We start from the raw sequence: 18,548 nt of genomic DNA on the forward strand, positions 1-18,548 counted from the left end.
GCGCGGCTCCTCGCGTCGCTCCTGATGACGGTTGGGTCAGGCGGGGGCCTGGCGGTCCGCGCTGAAGAGCGCGGCTGCTGGCCGCAGTGGCGCGGTCCGAATCGCGATGCCACGCTCGCCGGCGCATCGACGTGGCCGGATGATCTGAAGGGTTTGTCGCTTCAATGGCGTGAGTCGCTGGGTCCCGGCTATGGCGGTCCGATTGTCTGGGGGGATCAGGTGTTCACGGTGGAGACCCGCGCCGAGAAGGACGAAGTTGTGCGCGCGTTGGACCGGTCGAGCGGTCAAGAGCGCTGGCGCGCGTCGTGGGCGGGGGCGATGCGTGTACCGTTTTTCGCACGGCGCAACGGAGACTGGATCCGCGCGACGCCGGCATGCGACGGCGAATCGCTTTACGTCGCCGGAATGCGCGACGTTCTCGTGTGCCTGAACACGCAGGATGGCGCGGAGCGGTGGCGCGTCGATTTCCCGGCGAAACTGGGCACGCCGCTCCCTTCGTTCGGATTCGTGTCTTCACCGCTGATCGTCGGGGATCATCTTTACGTTCAGGCCGGCGGCGCCCTCGTCAAGCTCAATAAAAAGTCGGGGGAGATCGTCTGGCGGACTCTGGAAGACGGCGGAGGAATGAGCAGCGCGTTTTCATCCCCGGTCGTGGCCACGATTCAAGGTCGGCGGCAGCTTGTCGTCCAGACAAGGGAAATGCTGGCCGGCATCGATCCGGACAACGGCGCCGTGTTGTGGAAGCAGAAGGTTCCCTCGTATCGCGGCATGAACATCCTGACGCCGACGGTCGTCGGCGACGGGCTGTTTACCAGTACGTACAAAAACAAGACGTTTTTCTACTCCGTGCGCCGCGCGGAGGCCGGTTTCGAGGTGGCGCAGTCGTGGACATTGCCCGGTCAGGGTTACATGTCTTCGCCCGTTGTCATCGATGGGCACGCCTACTTGCACCTGGGGAACGGCCGGTTGAGCTGCATCGATCTGAAAACCGGCGAGCAGACGTGGCGTTCGCGCCCGTTCGGGCAATACTGGAGCATGGTCGCGCGGGGGGATCGTATCCTTGCGTTGGATGAACGCGGTGAGCTGCTGTTGATCGCGGCCGATCCGCGGCAGTTTCGGCTCCTGGATCGGCACGAAGTGAGCGAAAGCGAAGCGTGGGCGCATCTGGCGGTGTGTGACAATCAAGTCTTTGTGCGGGATCTGAACGGGATTTCTGTCTACATGTGGAAGTGATGCTCCACAGGGCAAGGACGGGTCGCATGCCCGAGCAATACCATTCGTATCGGTTGGTTCGTCGACAGCGGTTGGCGCTGCCGGTTGAAGCGGTATTTCCCTTCTTTGCAGATCCGCACAATCTTGAATTCCTGACGCCGCCCTGGATGAACTTTCGCATCGAGACCCCTTCGCCGATCGCGATGGCGGCCGGCACGAGGATTCAATACACCATTCGCTGGCGCGGACTGCCCATGAGCTGGCTCACCGAGATTGTCGAATGGGTACCGGGTCGTCGCTTTGTCGACCAGCAGATTCGAGGGCCCTATCGCCGTTGGCATCACACCCATGCATTTGAGCCGGAAGGGGATGCGACGATTATGGAGGACATCGTCGAGTATGCCCTGCCGCTTGGGCCGATCGGCCGGCTGGCGCATGCATTGGTGGTGCGCCGCGACGTGCACCGAATCTTTGACTTTCGGGCACAGCGGATCGCGGAGTGGGTCGAGGCGCAGTGCTCGGAATCGGCAAGCCGGGCGGTGCATCAGGGCGGCGTTTCGCGCGCCAGGGCCTCGACGGCTCCCTGAATGAAATCCGATCACGTTATTGCGAACAGGCTGGCGATGCGCGCGCATCTCGGCGAAGATATCCGCCGACGGCGGCGCCGATGCGGGTCGCCGCGAGCAGGCCTTGAATTGGGAGACACCCCGTGACTCTTGGCGCCACGCGACCGGCGACGATTCTGATCGTCGATGACAACGCGCAGAACCTCGAACTGCTCGAAGCCTATCTGGAGGAATTACCCGGTGCGCGCGTGCTGACCGCGACGAGCGGGCAGGACGCGCTGGCCAAGGTCGCGTCCGACAAGCCCGACCTCCTGCTTCTGGACATCATGATGCCGAAGATGAGTGGCTTTGAAGTCTGCAAGAAGATCAAGGCTGATCCGGCGACGCAGGACATTCCCGTCATTCTCGTGACCGCGCTGCATGAAATGGGGGATCAGGAGCGCGGCGTGGAAATGGGAGCGGACGATTTTCTGACCAAGCCCGTCAATCGCGTCGATCTCATCGCGCGGATCCAAGCCCAACTGGCGAAGCGCTTCGCCGGCCCGGTGAACTAGCCGCGGTCTTGCTGTCGATGTCCGCCCTTCTATAATCGCATCCCATCAGCCCGGCGGGACATTGGGGGGCAGGATGCCCGCGGTCAGAAGGGAAATCGGATGTCCGAGTCTCCGGCGGAAATCAAACGCATCCACTGGTCCGACGTTTTCGCGTTCACGGCGGTCTTTCGATCGTTTCGCATGGCGCTGGACTGGAAGGTGCTGCTGCTGGCGTTCCTCGGCTTGTTCGTTACGTATCTCGGCGGTCGAACGCTTGATCTGGTCTGGCCATCGAGCCACATGCCGATCGTGTCCTCGGCGCACGTCTCGGAGCTGGATGTTTACGCCCTGGGCGGTCGATCCGCCGCGATGCAATTCATTAAGGAGCAAGGGGGCAATAAGGCCGCGCGACGCGTCGGCGCGTTTGCACTGTTGTTGCAGCACGCGCGTGTGACGGCCAATCGTGCCATGCACGGCGTGATGGCGCTCAACCCCGGCGAAGTACTCGGCGCGATTTACGGCGCAGCGCTGGCGACGCTCTGGCTGGTCAGCGTGCATCCGTTGTACGGAATTCTGTTCATCCTGCTCAAGCTGTGCGTCTGGGCGCTGTTCGGCGGGGCGGCCTGCCGGGTGGCGATGATGCGCGCGACGCGCGATGAGCGCATCCCGTTGAGCGAGGCGCTGGCCTTCGCGCGGGCGCGGTTTGGTTCGTTCCTGCTCGCGCCGACGTTTGGATTCGGCATCGTTCTGATCGCGGGGCTGGTGCTGATGCTTTTCGGGCTGGTCGGCGCGATTCCGTGGCTGGGCGATCTGGTGGTGGGGCTGTTGTTCGTGCTGGTCATCGCTGCGGCCTTGGGCATGGCGTTTATTCTGATCGGCGCGTGCGCGGGGATGCCGCTGCTTTATCCGGCCATCGCTGCGGAAGGCTCCGATCCGTTCGACGCGCTCAATCGCAGTATCTCCTATGTGTACGAGCGCCCGTGGCGGTCGGCGCTGTACCTCGGCGCGGCCACGGCGTACGGCGCGATCTGCCTGCTGTTCGTGAAGTTCTTCGTTCGGCTTGGTCTTGCGGCGGCGGCGTTGTTCCTCGGCGCGACGATGAACCTGGGCAGCGCCACGGCCGGCGATACCAAGTTGCCTGACGACGTCGGCAAGCTGACGGCGATCTGGCAGGCGCCGACGCTCACGTTCGACAATGCCTTCGTCGGCAGGTTCGACGAGTTCGAGGTTGGCGGCATGAGCCGCTTCGGCCGGTTTCTCATCAAGAGCTGGCTGTACGCGGTTTGGGGTCTGGTGGCTGCGTTCGCGATCAGTTTCTACTACGCGGCGGCGTCGATTGTCTACCTGCTGCTCCGCCGCGAAGTGGACGCGACCGACATCGAAGACGTGTACTTGGAAGACTATCCGGCGGATGCGCTGGCGACCGCGCCGGCGACGGCGGGCAATGCTCCCGCGGCGCAGGGCGGCGGTTTGAATCTGCCGGTGATTGGTTCGTGAAAGGCCCCATCGGTCCGGGGGGCGTGGAAACGGCGGCCGTGACAGACGCCGGGGCACGTCCGGGCGCGATGATTCGTCGCGCCCAAGAGTGAAGGAAGCCTCGCCTCGGAGGAAGGTGCCATGCGCCGTTCGAACCGCTTCTCGGCCGTCGTGTTATTGACGACCGCTGTCTTGATTATCAGCGGCTGCACCGAGCTGTATCTGATCTTCGGCCCCGGCGGGCCGTATCCGCCCGGCGGCTCCAACAATCGCCCCGGCGGCTCGACGACCCAGCCGTCGGCCATCCCCGGGCCGCTGTTCGCCTCCCGCCAGATCGATCCCACCCTGGAAAGCACCGCCGGCGCACGCGTCATCGTCGCCGCCGACCTGAACGGCGACGGCCTGACCGACTTTGTCTCCGGCTCGGCCGAGAATCAACCCGTGCAGATTCACCTGCGCGATAACGCCGCCACGCTCGACTTCACAACCTTCTCCATCGCCGGGGGCGCGCCCATCTCCACGATGTATGATCTCGCCGTCGATGATTTCGATCAGGACGGCCGGCTTGATATCGCCGTGCTGGTGAACGACACGGGCTTCGTGCCGGTGACGGGTGCGACCAAGCGCGGCGCGGTGGTCGTCTTGTTTGCGCCGGTGAACGCGGCCGATGCGCTGCTTTGGCAGGCGACAACGATCACGAGCACGTTCTTCCTTCCGGGCGATGCTGACGGTGTGACGGATTTTGCCGTGGGTGATTTCGACGGGGTCGCCGGGCCGGACATCGTCCTCGGCTCGAATGAGCAATTGGCGACGCCGCCGGACCTGAACCCGATCTATCTGTACGCGAATCCCGGCGGGGCCAACGCGCGCAGCGGCAATGCCTGGGTGCAGGTGCAGATCGGCGCCGACGTGCCGCAGTTCAAGCAACTCGAGGCCGCCGACATCGACGCCGACGGTGATCTCGATATCGTCGCGACGTATCCCTTCGCCAAGAGTTTCAACATTCGCTGGCTGCGCAATCCGCTGATTGAGGGCGGCACGGCGGCGGTGCTGGCCGGCAACTGGATCACGCGCACCGTCGGCGAGCAGCGCATCCTGCAACAGCCGGGCGACGAGCAGGTCCCGGGGGCGGATTTCGTCTCGGTCGGCGATGTCGACGGCGACGGCGATCTCGACGTGGTCAGCGTCTTCGCGCAGCTTGATCTCATCCAATGGTTCGAGAACCCCGGCGCGTCGGTGGGGTTGCAGACGTTTCCGTGGAACGTGTACAACCTCGGCACGTTCAAGACGGATGTCTCCGTTACCGCGCTGCAACTGGTCGATCTGAATCTCGACGGGCGGCTGGATTGCTTCGCCGGGGCCAGCGGCAGCATGGTCGGCTACCAGCCGGGCCTGGACCCGCGCGATTTCTGGACGCCGTTCACGATCCTCGGCACCAACCCCCCGGCGACGATCGGCCGCTGCGCCTTTGCCGACATCGACGGCAACGGCCTGCTGGACATCGCCGCGCCGCTGGACCGCGACGGCGTGACGCAGGATCAGTTCCTGCTCCTGACGCGTCTGACGCCGTAAGAATGCCCCGCGCCGCGCGTTGTATCATGTGGGTCGGTTCTGCGGACCCGACCTACGGGTTCGATGAAGATTCGATTGAAGATTGTTGCCGTTACGAACCCGCGGCGAGGCGCTCGGGTTTGCTCGGCCCCGCCTTTCGCAGGGCGTCGGTCACGATCTGCGGCGTGAGCAGTTCGGGAAGAATCTGCGGATCGTCGGGGCGGCCGGGGGAATAGACGAGGTACAGCGGCACGCCGGCGCGTTTGAACCGCGCCAGCACGGACTTGATCATCGGGTCTTCGCTGGAGTAGTCGGCCTCGATGGGCACGACGTTCAGTTCGCGCATCAGGGCGCGCGTCGCCTCGACGTCGATGGAGGTCTTGAGATTCGTCTTGCACGAAGCGCACCAGCTCGCCGTAAAATCGACAAACACCGTGTAGCCCGCCTCGACGTAGCGGCGCACGTGCTCCTCGTCGTACTCCAGCCACGGGATGCCGCGGCTCCAGTCGGGCTTCCAGGCGACCTCGCCGCGCTTCTCGGGGTCGAGCTGGGCAAACAGTTTGCCGTCGTTGATCAGTTTGCGGCGGTGCGACGCGTCGAGCCGCAAGTCGTCGATCGTGCCCATCGCGCGGAAGGGCAGCAGCCAGCCGACCGCGACAATCGCCAGCGCCAGCCCGTTCATCGCCAGCTTGCGCGACGGCGGATCGCCGAACTGGATGCGCCCCTTTACCCATACCGCCAACGAAACAAACAGTAAAAAGATGATCGTGAGCAACAGGCCCCAGTCGCCGATCTGATCGCGCAGCGGATTAAGCAGCCACACGGCCGTGCCCAGCAGCAGGAATCCCATCAGCACTTCGAACGTGTGCATCCACGGACCGGGCCTGGGCACGAACTTCAACCACGCCGGCTGCGCGGACAACAACACAAACGGAAACGCCATCCCCATGCCGACGGCCATGAAGATCATCGCGCCCTGCGCGGGCGGATAGCGTGTCGCCGCGCCAACCGCCGCCGAGAGAAACGGCGCGGTGCAGGCCGTGCCGAGAAACGTGGCGAGCAGTCCGGTGGCGAAGGCCGACGGCAGCCCCTCGCGTTCGGCGGCTTTCTGGCCGAGGTGGTCAATGACTTTGGGCGTGAAGACGGCGAAGACGCCGAAGAGGCTTAGCGCGAATGCGGTAACAACAGCGGCGAGACCGATGACGACGCGCGGCTTCTGGAAGAGCTGGCCCCAGCCGGTGCCGGTGGTGGCGAAGAGCACGGCGAGGAAGCCGAAGAAGACGAGAATGCCGGCGCAGTAAGTGAGACCCAGCGCGAGGATTCGCCCGCGATCTTCACCGGCTTGGCGCACGAACGAGAGGACCTTGAGCGAGATGACGGGCAGCACGCAGGGCATGAGGTTCAGCACGAGTCCGCCGATGAAGGCCATGGCGAGCACACCGGTGAAGCCGTAGCGGTTGAAGAAGGCCTCGGCGGAAGAAAGCCAGGTTGCGAGATTGGAGGAGCCGGACGCGGATGGAGCGTTGGCGCCCGAATGGGTCGCCCCGGATGATTCCGCGACGGTACGATCGCCAGCGCGTTCGGCTCCTTCGGAGCCGGTGGGTGTCGCACCGATGGCATTTTCGGGAGTCGCCGTCGCCGCGAACTCGTCGTCACCGGTCGCCGGCGCGGGGCCGCCTTCCATGCGGATCGGCAGCGACCATTCGATCCGCTGCGGCGGGTAGCACGTGCCCGAATCGTTGCAGATCTGGTATTGCAGAATGCCGCGGACGTGTCGCGGTGCCGTGCCTGCGTCCTCGCTTACGGTCACGGGCACCTTGAACGCGACCTTGCCCGAGTACTCGCTCAACTTGCCCAGCACCTTGTCGGTCCGTTCGACGCCGGGCGGGTAATCCACGTCGCCGATTTCGAGACCGTCGGTCGGTTCCACAAAGACGTACGCCGCGATGTAATCTGCATCGAGCGGTTTGTGAGACTGCATGTGCGCTCCGCGCTCGAGATCGGCCGATACGATCACGTTGAACGACTTGCCCGGCGCGGCGATGGGGGCGTCGGACGCGACGGAGATTTTCACATGCTCGGCCTGGTCGAGCGGTTCGGGCAGCGCGCGGTGGGCGCGCTTGAAGAGCGCTTCGTTGGCGGGCGACGGTTTGGCGCCCTTCGCCGCGACCGGCAACGTGAGCGTCAGCTTCGCCTTGCCGGGGATGCACTCCTTTTTGCACGCGAGGAACGATACCTCGGCAATCAATTCGACGTTCGTTCCGCTCGCCGCGTCATTCGGACCGCGAAGGGGTGTCAATATAACGGCATTCGAAGGGAGATAGTACGAGTCGCCCTCCAGCGTCGGGTCGTACTTCACCGTCGGCACGGGGTACCGCGCGCGGCCGACCTGCCATCCCGCGGGGCCGGTCCACTTCACGACGGTCGGCAGTCCGCCGTTCGGCCCGGGGTTGATCCAGTAGGTGTGCCAGCCCTCTTCCGGCTGGAGCGTCACGGCGAGATTGACCGGCTCGCCGGGCACGATCGCCGCGCGATCGGCAAATGCCTGAAGCGTCACATGCGAAGCGGTCACCGGTTTGCTGGCCGGCTCGCCGTGCGCGGTCGAAGCGGCAGGCAGGCTCACCATCGACATCGCGAGAATGAGGACGGTTCGCAACCGCGCGGTGCGGCCGGGTCGAATGTTGACGGGGTATTTCGAATTCGGCGCGTGGCGACTGGCTGGCAAGAAAAGCTCCCTTGTTTATTGAATTCGCCGCTGGGTTGCGGCGGGGTAACAAATCGGTACAGACCTATACGGCTTCGTGCGGCGGTTCATTCCCATATCCGGGGTCGGATCTGACGGTCCCGAGGCAGACGGTCGATCGATCGGCCTCGTCGAAAACGCCCTAATTCTAATCGTGTCAACCATTTCCGTGCGAATAGCAGTCGAAAATGTCTTGACGATCGGGCCGGCGCATTTATACTCTATCGAAGTCCAGGTGCGACAAGCATCGCGCCTGATTATAGATAGATGCGCGGCTGGCGCGGGCGACTCGGGTCGCTCGGATCGGTCGTGCGCGGCGGAGTCGCAAGGCTCGCCAGGAAAAGGAGTTTCGGTTTGCGTCGCCCGGCATGAGTGTTCGGCGAAAGCAGATCGAGTCCGTGGATCCCCTAACTTTCGGCGTTGCCCTTTGGCCGGCGCTGATTTGAAGAACGGCAGTGCAATTGGTTGTGAGCCGACCCAGCGTGAAGTTGAACCAGATGCGAACCTTTGAAAGCAGTTTGGCCGTTCGTGCAACGCGGTGCGAGTGCATGATCTCGCGATTGACGCGGAATCGAGAGGCCGTGACGCAGGCGGGTGTCGTCGGAAGCAAGTAAGGACGATTCACTCTCTGGCGACACGATGCGTTGAGGGTTCGCTCTCCCGGGCCGGACGGGCGACGCAAGTTTCCCATTCATGACCGGCGTTCGCTGCCGCCGGGCCATCCACACTTGATCGTAGCACAGACCCTTCGTTCGCGAACCTCTGTTCGATTGACGGCATAGAGCGTTATCACGGTGCGGTTGTTCGCCTCGGCGGACGCTTCGCCGGTAGCCTGTTTCGTAGAGTTCGATTGAATTGAAAGGTGAAGATCATGGGACCCTGCATGATGGCGGAGGTCTCGACCGGCATGTCGGTGGGATTGCTGATCCTCGGGTTGGTGCTGGGCGGCGGCGCGGTGTACGCGGTGCTGTCGATGCAAGCCAAGTCCCGAGCCGGCGCTCGCCGTTTGGAAGCGGAGCAAATCATCGGCGAGGCGCAATCGAAGGCCGCCGAGATCGTCCGCGCAGCCGAACTCGAGACCAAGGCAACGTTTGTGAAGCGTCAGGAGGAGTTCGACCGCCTGACGACCATTACGCGGAACGAAATCCGCGAGGCGGAAAAGCGGCTGGACAAGCGCGAGGACCAGCTTGAGCGCAAGCTGGACATGCTGAACATCAAAGAGAAGAACATCGAGCGCGGCGAGGCGCAGGTGAAGGAGCGTCTGGCGGAGGTGGAGAAGAAATCCGCCGAGATCGATGAGTTGCTCAACAAGCAAAAGACGGAGTTGCTCAAGGTGTCGGGCCTGAACATGGACGAGGCCAAGAGGCAATTGTTCCAATTGCTGGAGCAGCAGCTCGAACACGAGTGCGCCGAACTGGTGGCCAAAAAGATCAACGAGGCGCAGGAGGAGGCCGAGAACAAGTCACGCGATATCGTCGTCACGGCGATTCAGCGATACGCCGCGGCGCACACGTCGGCCAGCACGGTCAGCACGATCGACATCCCGTCGGACGAGATCAAGGGGCGCGTCATCGGTCGCGAGGGGCGGAACATTCGAGCGTTCGAGAAGGCCACGGGCGTGGACGTGATCGTGGACGACACGCCGGGCGTGATCGAAGTGACGTGTTTCGACCCGATCAAGCGCGAGGTTGCCCGCAACGCGATGCAGAAATTGATCGTCGACGGACGCATCCATCCGACGCGGATCGAGGAAGTCGTCGAAGAGGTCCGCCAGTCGGTCGAGAAGGACATCATGGAGTACGGCAAGAAGGCAGCGCTCGAAGCCAACGTGCAGGGGTTGCCCAAGAAGTTGATCGAATTGCTCGGCCGATTGCACTATCGCACGAGCTATGGGCAGAACGTCCTGCGGCACTCGATCGAAGTGGCGTACCTCTGCCAGATCATGGCGGACGAACTGGGTCTCAACGGCACGCTCGCGCGGCGCTGCGGCCTGCTGCACGACATCGGCAAGGCGGTTGTCCACGAGGTCGAAGGCAGTCACCCCGCGCTGGGCGAGGAAATCTGCCGCAAGTTGAACGAGCGGCCGGAAGTCCTCAATGCGGTCGCCGGTCACCACGGCGATATTCCTTCGACCAGTCCGTACACGCCGCTCGTGGCGGCGGCCGACGCGATCAGCGCGGCTCGGCCCGGCAGCCGGCGCGAGTCGCTGGAGCGGTACATCAAGCGTTTGGAGCAGTTGGAAGGCATCGCGACGGGAATCAACGGCGTGAAGCAGGCGTACGCGATCCAGGCCGGGCGCGAGGTGCGGGTGATCGTCGATGCCGACAAGGTGGACGACGCCAGCGCGATGCGGATCGCGCGCGAGATCGCGCAGAAGATCGAGGCCGAGATGACCTACCCCGGCGAAGTGAAGGTGACCTGCCTGCGCGAGGTGCGGGCGGTGGAGTACGCGCGGTAGCCGCGTGCGATTGGGTCGCGCGGGCGGGTGCGTCACTGTGCCGTGGAATCAGGGAAGCGTCGAGAGCGGAGCCTCCGCCGCATCGGCGATGCCCGGGGTCTCGGTTTCGTCCTCGGTGTTGTCCTTCGGGTCGAAGGCGTCGGCGCGGGCCAGACGCTGCAACTCGCTGTCGCGCAGCAATTCGCTGTGAGTCTGAACGCGCCGCAGCCAGGCGCGGTTGACCGGGTCCAGCTCGTCGCGGTTGAGGTATTCCAGGATGAATCGCAACTGGTCGCTCTTGGAGCAGAAATCCGGCGCGAGCACGCCCATTGCGGCCACGTCGCGCACGATGCTTTCCTGTCGCCGCGTGGTCAGGCGGATGCGCTTTCCGACCGAAGCATCGAGGAAGTAAAACTCAAACCGCTCGTCGGGCAGCGAGCGGATCAGCACGTTTCGCCAGAACAGATCGCGATGGACGAAGCCGGCCTCGTGCATGTGGCGCACCTGCCGCGCCAGCGACAGGAGAATCTCCCGCCGCGCCCGTCGCACGCGCGACGACTCGGGAAAATCGCTGTACCGCCGGATGAATGATGACAGACTGATGGCATCCGGCACGGCCTCGGTGATGAGAAAGCAGCTTTGCAGGAAGTGCGCCGTCCGCCGCTCGCCGTAGGCCACCGGGCGCACCGCCTGGATGCCCAGATCGCGCATCAGCGTCAGCGTGTGGAACTCGTTTCGGGCGCGGCTCGCCTTGCAGAACGTGCCGCGGAAAAATCCGCGAATCCGCTGTTTCCAGCGCGGGTAGTGATAACGCTTCACGTAAAGGGATGCGCCGTCGTCGAGCGTGCAGCGGATCGTGTCGCTTGTGCGGCTCCACGCCGCAAGGTGATCGCCCAATCGCTCCAGCACCGCCGGCACGCTGTCCAATCGCGCGGCGGCCAGGCGCTCACGAAACGGCGGATCAATATGAATCGTATCGGTGTGGAGCATGTCAACAATCACAACGTCGAAACATCGACGCGCCGGTTCGCCCAACGGGAGTACCAGGCGGTTCATTCCTCACCAGGCGGCGTGAATGGTGTGCCGAGGCCCCTTTACATCACCGTTTTCTTCGCGCCTTCGTGCGTCCGCTTCGCGACGCCTTCCTCCAACAACCTCGCCGCCGCATCGTACACCAAATCCGGCTCCAACTGGTTCATGCAATGGTGATGCCCCAGCGGGCAGGTGCGCTTCATGCACGGCTGGCAATCCAGCTTGAGCATCACGTTCCGCTCACGGGCGAAGCGCGTATCGGTCCACGCCGGGTCGCTCGATCCGAACACCGTCACGACCGGCACCCCGAACGCCGCCGCGAAATGCCGCGGGCCCGTGTCGTTCGTCACCAGCAGATCGCACCGTCGCACCAATGCCTTGAGCGGACCCAGCCCCAGCGGCGGATCAATGCATACCTCGACGTTCCGCGTCGCCGCCGCCAGCCGCTCGGCGATCGCTCGCTCCTTCGGCCCCAGCGACGCCACGACGCGCGCGCCGCGCTCGCGTACCAGGCGATCCGCCAGCGCTGCGTACTTCTCCGCCGGCCAGCACTTGGCCGATCCGTAATTCGCGCCGGGGTTGAACACCACGAGCGGCGCATCGCCTGCGCGCCGTGCGCCGATTCGTTTGTCGACCGCCGCTTCGTCCTCCGGCGAGGTGGCCAGCACGAGCTGATCGCCCGGTGGCGAGCAGCCCGCCGCGACCGCCAGCGCGTTGTAATAATCCAATGCGGGAATCGGGATGTACTTGCCCCCCGCGCGCGGCGCGCGTAACCGATCCGTCAGCAGCCAGCCACGTCCATCGCGCGCGTATCCGATTCGTTGAGTCACGCGCGCCAGTCGCGCCAGCAGCGCCGACCGAAACGAGTTCGTGAACAACACCGCGAGATCAAAACGCTCCCGCCTCAAGCGCCTCGCCAGCCCCAGCAGGCTGCCGATTCCCCCGTTGGGCCAGGGGATGAACTCATCCGCCAGCCCCGCCCCGGCCAGCACGTCGCCCACATACGGACGCATCAGGTGCGCGATTTGCGCTTCGGGATAGCGCCGGCGCAGCGCGTTCATCGCGGCCGTCGCCATGACGACATCGCCGACCCAGTTCGGAACAAAAACGAGAATTCGCGTGGGCGTCATGCGTGGATGGCGGCTGGGGCGAACGCAACCCGCCGGCGGCTGTATGTTATGCGATGACAACCAATTAGCCTATTCACTGCGGCGAAACGCATCCGCCGCAAGCGCGGGCATCAACTGGACAGCCCGCGCCGGCGGGTCTAAAGTAGCGGGATTCATTCCCCGCGGAGAAACGCCGCGGCGGTCGGCCGTCCGGGGCGGCAGGTGAGGAACACGTCATGGGTTTGATGTCTGGCAAGAAGGGCGTCGTGTTCGGCGTGGCGAACGATTACAGCCTCGCCTGGTACATCGCCGAGCAGTTGCACAAAGAGGGCGCCGAGATGGCGTTCAACCATCTTCCGGGCGAGAAGATGGAGCGCCGCGTGCGCAAGCTCGTCGAGCCGATCGGGGCGAAGGTCATCGCCCCGTGCGATGTTTCGCGCGATGAAGACATCGAATCGTTCATGAACAAAGTGCGCGATGCGTACGATCAGATCGACTTCATCGTGCACGCCGTCGCCTTCGCCAATCGCGACTGCCTGACCAACCGCTTCTGGGAGACCCGCCGCGAGGACTTCAAGCAGGCCATGGACATCAGCGTCTACTCGCTGATCGGCATCTGCCAGAAGGCCTACAACATGCTGCGCGAGGGGGCATCCGTGCTGACGTTGAGCTACCTCGGCGCCGTGCGTTTCGTGCCCGGCTACAACGTCATGGGCGTCTGCAAGGCGGCCCTGGAGAGCACGGTGCGTTACCTGTCGGCCGATCTCGGTGATTTGCGACGGGTGCGCGTGAACGCGATTTCGGCCGGTCCGTGCCGCACGTTGAGTTCATCGGGCATCAGCGGGTTCGATCAGATTCTCGAGCACTACCCCACCAAGACGCCGTTGCGGCGGAACATCACCTCGGACGAGGTCGGCAAGGCCGGCCTGTACCTGTGCAGCGACTTGTCCAGCGGCGTGACCGGCGAGATTCATTACGTCGACGCCGGGTACAACATGGTCGGCTGGTAAGAAACGCAAAAGCGCCGAACACGCACCCTGCGCTGCAAGTAGAGTATCAATGCAGAGTATTGAGGACGCCGCGTTGAACTGACAAAGCTGTTTCAAAACTCCCTCTCCCTTCCAGGGAGAGGGTTGGGGTGAGGGTGAATCATTTCGTTTGAACCACATTTCTCCCTCGCCCGTCCACTCCCCCAGGGGGGAGAGGAGTTTTGAAATCGGTTAGTGCGTCGAGGGCGCGCCCTACGCTTTCGCCTCCCCCCACGGCCACATTTTCTTCAGTGCCCATTCCGTCCAAGTCTCGGTCTTGCCGCTCAAGTGCGCGCCGATGGCGTCGACAAACGGCTTGGCCGAGCGCTCCAGCACGGTGAGCGCGCCCTCGCGCTGAATCTGATCGATGGTCTGCCCGTACGAGGCGAGGATTTTTTCGCTTAGCAGATCGGTCGTCACCGCGCCGACGGCGAAGGCCGCGTCGATCGCCCGGCCGGCCTGTTTGCCGAGATCGAGGGTCATGAGGCCGACGATGGTATCGACCGCAACGCCGTCGCGCTTGGCGAGGGTTTCCATCTGTTTCCACAGGTCGTCGATGCGCGGCAGCAGGTTGGTCGCGTTTTTGAACACGCCTGCGTAACCGCTGCTGATTCGATCGCGCAGCTCGCGCACGGCGTTCACGTCGAGCGGCGGCGCGTCGAAGACCTTGGCCGATTCGGCGCCGGCCCGGCTCATGGAATCCAGCAAATCGTCGAGTTTCTGGATGGTCGCGTCTTCGGGGATGACCTTGTTGGCCTTCAGTTCCGCGGTGAGGCGGCCGAGGTATTCCTTCGAACCGCTGGCCACGTCGGTGGCGATCGCGAAGACCCACAGCGGAGAAAGGTGCAGCGAGAAGATGCCGACGGCATCGACGACATTGCCGGCGATCTTCCGCGGGACGAAATCTTCGGGCAGGGCCTCGGCGGCCTCGCTGGCGTACGCGCCCTGAACCTGCGCGACCTTCTCGATGAGAAAGCGCTGCGTGTTGCCCATGATGGCGGTGTAGGTGCTGGTCTTGCGCAGCGGCTCGGGGATGACGATGTCGGTCACGAGTTTCGTCGTGCCGCCCAGGGCCGCGGCGACGGAGCGCACCAGCCGCTCGGGCAGGCTCAAGGTGTAGCCGAAGGCGTTGAAGAGGTCGTTCACGTTGGGAAGCATGGAGGCTCCTTGTGCGCCCAGCGCACCTGAAGTGAGGAATGTGGAATTGAGAATGGAGAAAGCTCCGCGTGCCGCGGCCGCGCTCCGTTCAAATGCAAGTCCTTTCTGCACTCTCAATATCTATATTCTACATTGCTTATACCACTCTGCCCCCCAGCAGTTTCGTCCGTACAGCATCAACGCCCCCACCGCCACCGGGGCGATGGGGCCGCAGGTCGCCAGGAACGGCGCGATCGCGCCCGGCTCATTGCGCAATCGCACGATCGCCTCATGCTCGTCGCGCGATTCGGCCTGCTGCCAGTGCGTCGTCAGTTCGTCAGCCGTCAGTTCGATGCTCGCCTCGAACAGCATCTCGGGCTGATAAATCTCCCGATCGCGGATCAGCCCGGCGCAGACGATCTCGCGGATGTCGAAGCGCTCTAACGCCAATTCCTCCCGCAACTCACGCAGCACCGACGCAAACGCATCCACACGGCCATCCGGCCCGGCGTCGCACGCCTCCAGCGCGCCGCCGAACGTGTGGACGTGGTTGGCGTGATAGGAGACGCGCGACGAGCGGCGGCCGTAGCAGAGGTAGCCGTCGGTCGTGAGGATCGTGGCGGTGGTGCCGATGGGATTGGAGAAGCGATGCCAGCCGAACTCCTCGACGCGGTGACGGTTGAAGAGATTGGTGCCGACAAAATCGCGGTAGTTTGTCGGGCCGACGCGCAGCGTGAGCGCGTCGCCGTCGGGTGTTGTTGTCTGCTCGTGCGCGATGTAGCGGAGCATGTCACCGTTGAACAGGACGCGCCCGGCGGCCTGCGCGGCGCGGAGCTGTTCGTCCCACGTCGCGGTGATGGCGGCGTCGATCTCGGGCGTCGTTTCGCGCGGCGTGGATTCGAGCACAAGGTGCAGCCGCTTCGGCGCGAAGCGGCCGTACGCGAGGATGACGAACGGCAGCGCATCGTCGGCCTGAATCATGGAAGAATCCGTAAGGAACAGCCGCGATAATCGGCGTGAGTGTACCTCGCGCGGGTTGAATCGGCGGCTCGATTCATGGTACATTATGCGAAGGTTGACCCGCCCAGAAGGGGATTGCCATGCATGGCCAATTCGCTGAAAAGACGCCCGCAAGGGCACTTCGCGCCGGTTTGGTCGCCGGACTGATCGCGGCTTTGGTTGCGCCGGTCGCGCTCGGCGGCGTGCCGGTTTATACGCAATATCAGTTGCAGGCCCGCGCGAACTTTTCCGGTGCGTTCAATCTCCCCAACGGCGCGTTCTTCGCGAACAACACGCCGCAGATCAGCGACGCCGGCCGCGTTGCGTTTCACCTGTCCGTTCTTCCGCCGCCGAATGAACTCAAAAAAGGCATCTGGTTCGGCGGACACGGCACGGGCAGCATCGTCCACATGGCGGCGGACGACGCGTTTGTCAGCGGCGCGACGCTGAACAACAACGAACGCGTCGCATGGGAGCAGACCTTCTCCGCGCAGAACGGCCTCTGGGTCTATACCCATGCGACGATGACGGCCGTGCGCCAGACGACGCTGCCGATCGGCGCGAGCAATTGGTCCAGCCCGACGCTGAACGACGCGAATCAGATGGGTTATCGCGTGACGTTCTCCGGCACAGGGCAGGCATGGTATTCGTACACGCCGACGCCGGCGCCGTCGGCCGCGCTGCACGCCGCGGACAACGGCGTGTTGCCGGAAAGCCCGTACTCCTTTGTGTTCACGCCGGCGTTCAACAACCAGCGGCAGATCGCGGGCAAGCTGCGGCTTGGCCCGCCGGGGCAGGTGGGCAACTCCCAGCCCGATCAGATTCGCATCTTCAACGCCGATTCGACCAGCGTCCTGATCGCCGAGGATCGCGATTCCAACCCGGCGTCGCCGTTTTCGGCGTTCGACAATTCCGTCGCGCTCACGGATGACGGCCGTGTGGCATTCATTGCCAACCTGTTCGCAGGCGGGCGCGGCGTGTATTTGTCCGACGGAACCACGACGATCGAGATCGCACACACGTCGACCAGCGCGGCGACGAACATCGAGTTCTTCGCGCCGGCGGTGAACGATCAGGGCTGGGTCGCGTTTCGCGCCTTTGAGGGCAGCCTCCGCGCGATCTGGGTCGGCGACGGCACGACGCTGCGGCGCGTGGTGCGCGAGCATGACATCCTGCCGTCGGACCTGGGCCCCGCGCGCGTCGATCAGAACAACCCGTCGGACCCGGTCTTCGGCGGCGGCGTCTCGATCAACGAATGCGGCGACGTGATTTTCAACGCCGGCCTTGCTCCGCCCGACAACGATCAAATCGAATGGGGCAGCGGCGTGTACGTCGCGCTCGCTCCGCGCGAGACCAAGGGTGATCTCGATTGCAGTTGCACCGTCACGCTCGACGACGTCGGACCGTTTGTGCAGGCGCTGATCGATCCGACCGCCTACGCCGCCGCGCACCCCGATTGCCCGATCGCCAACGCCGACTTCAACAACGATGCGCTCGCCAACGGGAAGGACGTTGCGCACTTCATCGCCGCGCTGATTCCGTAATTGAAATGAGGTCGCGCGGCGCGATCACACCCGGAGCGGCACGACCGCAGCGCTGGGCAGCCCTGTTTTCTCGGATTCCATGTGCTCAACCTGCGCGAAGCGCCTTTGCCCAATCTTCCAACTCCACCGTGCCCGCCGCGATCCGCTTCAGCGCTTCCCGCGTGCCCGGCGGTCCGACGCGCCACGCAACTCGACCCAGCGTGGACAGCTGCGCCGGCTCATCGCCCTCGTCCGCCAGGCCCTCCAGTACGAGTTGCTCGGCCGCGCGAGCCCCCAGCGCCGGTTGTCTCATTTCGCTCCACGTATTTGACAGATGTCGCAGGAAGGTCTCGCCAAATTCATCGCGCGATTTGAGGCAGGTGTACGTCAGCAGCGCGGCCGATTCCAGCGCCCAGTCGGCGTGGTGGGCCATGCCAAAGGCCCGCGCCGCATCGACCATTCTGCCGGCCCGCAGCCAGTCCACGCCGAGAAGAAACCACGCGACCGCTCGATCCGGCCCGAACGGAACGGACGCCATCGCCGTGGAGCGCCGGTCCGGCGTTGCCGCGCGCCATGCCTGAAGCGCTGCCCGATAACGCGCCCGGCGCGCCCGCGCAGCGAGCGCCGTGCCAAGCGACACGCCGCCGCAGACCAACATCCCCATAATCACGAGCGCCTTCCACCACATCGCGCGCGCTTTTACGAACGCAACTCGGACCTGTCAATTGTCGGCCTTGCACCGTCGGCTGTTACTGAATTGTTCAGCATGGATCGTCGATAGTGATGGGGCAAGCCGCCGGACGCGTGAGCGCGACGCGGGCGGCGGAGCATGGCGTTGTGCGCCGGCGGGAGTGGAACTCCATGACGCAGACACAATCTGACGTGCTGGTGAGCGAGCTGGCGGCCGATCCGGATCTGCGCGATCTGGTCGAGCTGTTTGTCCAGGAACTGCCCAAGCGCGTGGTCGCGTTGCAGGCTGCGCTGGCGAAGCGGGATTATCTCACGATGGCGCGCCTGTCGCACCAGCTCAAAGGCTCGGCAGGCGGCTACGGCTTCCCGCGGATTTCCGACGCGGCGAAGGTTCTGGAAACGATTGTGAAATCGCGCGGGAGCGATGCCGATATGGAGGCCTCGCTGAATCAACTGGCCGACTTGTGCGCCAAAGCGCGCGCAACTTCGGACTAGAGGAGGAGGGTGACTCG

15 protein-coding genes are annotated in these 18,548 nt (G+C 64.2%); 9 read left to right on the forward strand and 6 right to left on the reverse strand.

Translation table 11 applies throughout. The features are described 5' to 3' along the window. The first annotated feature begins 24 nt into the window (after window positions 1–24). From HRU71_10525 to HRU71_10545, 5 genes are all read left to right on the forward strand, one after another. Entirely contained in the window at window positions 25–1,233 is a 1,209-nt protein-coding gene (locus HRU71_10525) for a PQQ-binding-like beta-propeller repeat protein (GenBank protein QOJ04987.1), read from the forward strand. A gap of 26 nt (window positions 1,234–1,259) precedes the next feature. Next, the gene (locus tag HRU71_10530) at window positions 1,260–1,799 is read left to right on the forward strand and encodes an SRPBCC family protein (GenBank protein QOJ03892.1); all 540 of its coding nucleotides are present in this window, start codon (window positions 1,260–1,262) and stop codon (window positions 1,797–1,799) included. A gap of 152 nt (window positions 1,800–1,951) precedes the next feature. After that, entirely contained in the window at window positions 1,952–2,332 is a 381-nt protein-coding gene (locus HRU71_10535) for a response regulator (protein ID QOJ04988.1), read from the forward strand. A 99-nt stretch (window positions 2,333–2,431) separates the two neighbouring features. Beyond that, window positions 2,432–3,808 carry a hypothetical protein gene (locus tag HRU71_10540; protein QOJ03893.1) on the forward strand — a complete coding sequence of 459 codons (1,377 nt, stop codon included), beginning with the start codon at window positions 2,432–2,434 and terminating at the stop codon, window positions 3,806–3,808. Window positions 3,809–3,928: 120 nt separating this feature from the next. Continuing rightward, window positions 3,929–5,359, forward strand: a complete 1,431-nt coding sequence (locus tag HRU71_10545) for a VCBS repeat-containing protein (GenBank protein ID QOJ03894.1) — start codon at window positions 3,929–3,931, stop codon at window positions 5,357–5,359. A gap of 91 nt (window positions 5,360–5,450) precedes the next feature. On the opposite strand, the gene HRU71_10550 is transcribed toward HRU71_10545, so the two are convergent. Continuing rightward, entirely contained in the window at window positions 5,451–8,063 is a 2,613-nt protein-coding gene (locus HRU71_10550; GenBank protein ID QOJ03895.1) for a thioredoxin family protein, read from the reverse strand. Between the two features lie 904 nt (window positions 8,064–8,967). On the opposite strand from HRU71_10550, the gene rny reads away from it, so the two are divergent. Continuing rightward, window positions 8,968–10,539, forward strand: a complete 1,572-nt coding sequence (gene rny, locus HRU71_10555; GenBank protein QOJ04989.1) for a ribonuclease Y — start codon at window positions 8,968–8,970, stop codon at window positions 10,537–10,539. A gap of 48 nt (window positions 10,540–10,587) precedes the next feature. On the opposite strand, the gene HRU71_10560 is transcribed toward rny, so the two are convergent. Beyond that, window positions 10,588–11,508, reverse strand: coding sequence for a hypothetical protein (locus tag HRU71_10560; protein ID QOJ03896.1), 921 nt, complete (start codon window positions 11,506–11,508; stop codon window positions 10,588–10,590). Window positions 11,509–11,612: 104 nt separating this feature from the next. Next, entirely contained in the window at window positions 11,613–12,680 is a 1,068-nt protein-coding gene (gene waaF, locus HRU71_10565) for a lipopolysaccharide heptosyltransferase II (GenBank protein ID QOJ03897.1), read from the reverse strand. 215 nt (window positions 12,681–12,895) lie between these two features. On the opposite strand from waaF, the gene HRU71_10570 reads away from it, so the two are divergent. Next, window positions 12,896–13,669: an enoyl-ACP reductase gene (locus tag HRU71_10570; GenBank protein ID QOJ03898.1), complete on the forward strand. Its 774-nt coding sequence runs from the start codon at window positions 12,896–12,898 to the stop codon at window positions 13,667–13,669. Between the two features lie 231 nt (window positions 13,670–13,900). Here the strand turns inward: HRU71_10570 and HRU71_10575 are convergent, their stop codons facing one another. Continuing rightward, window positions 13,901–14,845 (reverse strand): hypothetical protein, encoded by a 945-nt coding sequence (locus HRU71_10575; GenBank protein QOJ03899.1) that lies wholly within the window; start codon window positions 14,843–14,845, stop codon window positions 13,901–13,903. Window positions 14,846–14,965: 120 nt separating this feature from the next. Next, a complete protein-coding gene (locus HRU71_10580) occupies window positions 14,966–15,805 on the reverse strand; it encodes a hypothetical protein (protein ID QOJ03900.1) in 840 nt (279 codons plus the stop codon). A 119-nt stretch (window positions 15,806–15,924) separates the two neighbouring features. Here HRU71_10580 and HRU71_10585 point away from each other — a divergent pair, with 119 nt between their 5' ends. After that, the gene (locus tag HRU71_10585) at window positions 15,925–17,367 is read left to right on the forward strand and encodes a hypothetical protein (protein ID QOJ03901.1); all 1,443 of its coding nucleotides are present in this window, start codon (window positions 15,925–15,927) and stop codon (window positions 17,365–17,367) included. An 85-nt stretch (window positions 17,368–17,452) separates the two neighbouring features. Here the strand turns inward: HRU71_10585 and HRU71_10590 are convergent, their stop codons facing one another. Beyond that, on the reverse strand, window positions 17,453–18,010 hold the full coding sequence (locus HRU71_10590; protein ID QOJ03902.1) for a hypothetical protein: 558 nt from the start codon (window positions 18,008–18,010) through the stop codon (window positions 17,453–17,455). A 119-nt stretch (window positions 18,011–18,129) separates the two neighbouring features. Here HRU71_10590 and HRU71_10595 point away from each other — a divergent pair, with 119 nt between their 5' ends. Then, window positions 18,130–18,531 (forward strand): Hpt domain-containing protein, encoded by a 402-nt coding sequence (locus HRU71_10595; protein QOJ03903.1) that lies wholly within the window; start codon window positions 18,130–18,132, stop codon window positions 18,529–18,531. The last annotated feature ends 17 nt before the right edge of the window (window positions 18,532–18,548 follow it).

This window comes from Planctomycetia bacterium, from assembly GCA_015200345.1.
Lineage (GTDB): Bacteria > Planctomycetota > Phycisphaerae > UBA1845 > UTPLA1 > PLA3.

Coding starts and splice junctions, on each gene's coding strand:
- HRU71_10560 (QOJ03896.1), bottom strand. CDS start 11,508: ATGCTCCACACCGATACGATTCATATTGATCCGCCGTTTCGTGAGCGC.
- HRU71_10575 (QOJ03899.1), bottom strand. CDS start 14,845: ATGCTTCCCAACGTGAACGACCTCTTCAACGCCTTCGGCTACACCTTG.
- HRU71_10545 (QOJ03894.1), top strand. CDS start 3,929: ATGCGCCGTTCGAACCGCTTCTCGGCCGTCGTGTTATTGACGACCGCT.
- HRU71_10540 (QOJ03893.1), top strand. CDS start 2,432: ATGTCCGAGTCTCCGGCGGAAATCAAACGCATCCACTGGTCCGACGTT.
- HRU71_10570 (QOJ03898.1), top strand. CDS start 12,896: ATGGGTTTGATGTCTGGCAAGAAGGGCGTCGTGTTCGGCGTGGCGAAC.
- HRU71_10595 (QOJ03903.1), top strand. CDS start 18,130: ATGGGGCAAGCCGCCGGACGCGTGAGCGCGACGCGGGCGGCGGAGCAT.
- waaF (QOJ03897.1), bottom strand. CDS start 12,680: ATGACGCCCACGCGAATTCTCGTTTTTGTTCCGAACTGGGTCGGCGAT.
- HRU71_10525 (QOJ04987.1), top strand. CDS start 25: ATGACGGTTGGGTCAGGCGGGGGCCTGGCGGTCCGCGCTGAAGAGCGC.
- HRU71_10590 (QOJ03902.1), bottom strand. CDS start 18,010: ATGGGGATGTTGGTCTGCGGCGGCGTGTCGCTTGGCACGGCGCTCGCT.
- rny (QOJ04989.1), top strand. CDS start 8,968: ATGGCGGAGGTCTCGACCGGCATGTCGGTGGGATTGCTGATCCTCGGG.
- HRU71_10585 (QOJ03901.1), top strand. CDS start 15,925: ATGCATGGCCAATTCGCTGAAAAGACGCCCGCAAGGGCACTTCGCGCC.
- HRU71_10580 (QOJ03900.1), bottom strand. CDS start 15,805: ATGATTCAGGCCGACGATGCGCTGCCGTTCGTCATCCTCGCGTACGGC.
- HRU71_10530 (QOJ03892.1), top strand. CDS start 1,260: ATGCCCGAGCAATACCATTCGTATCGGTTGGTTCGTCGACAGCGGTTG.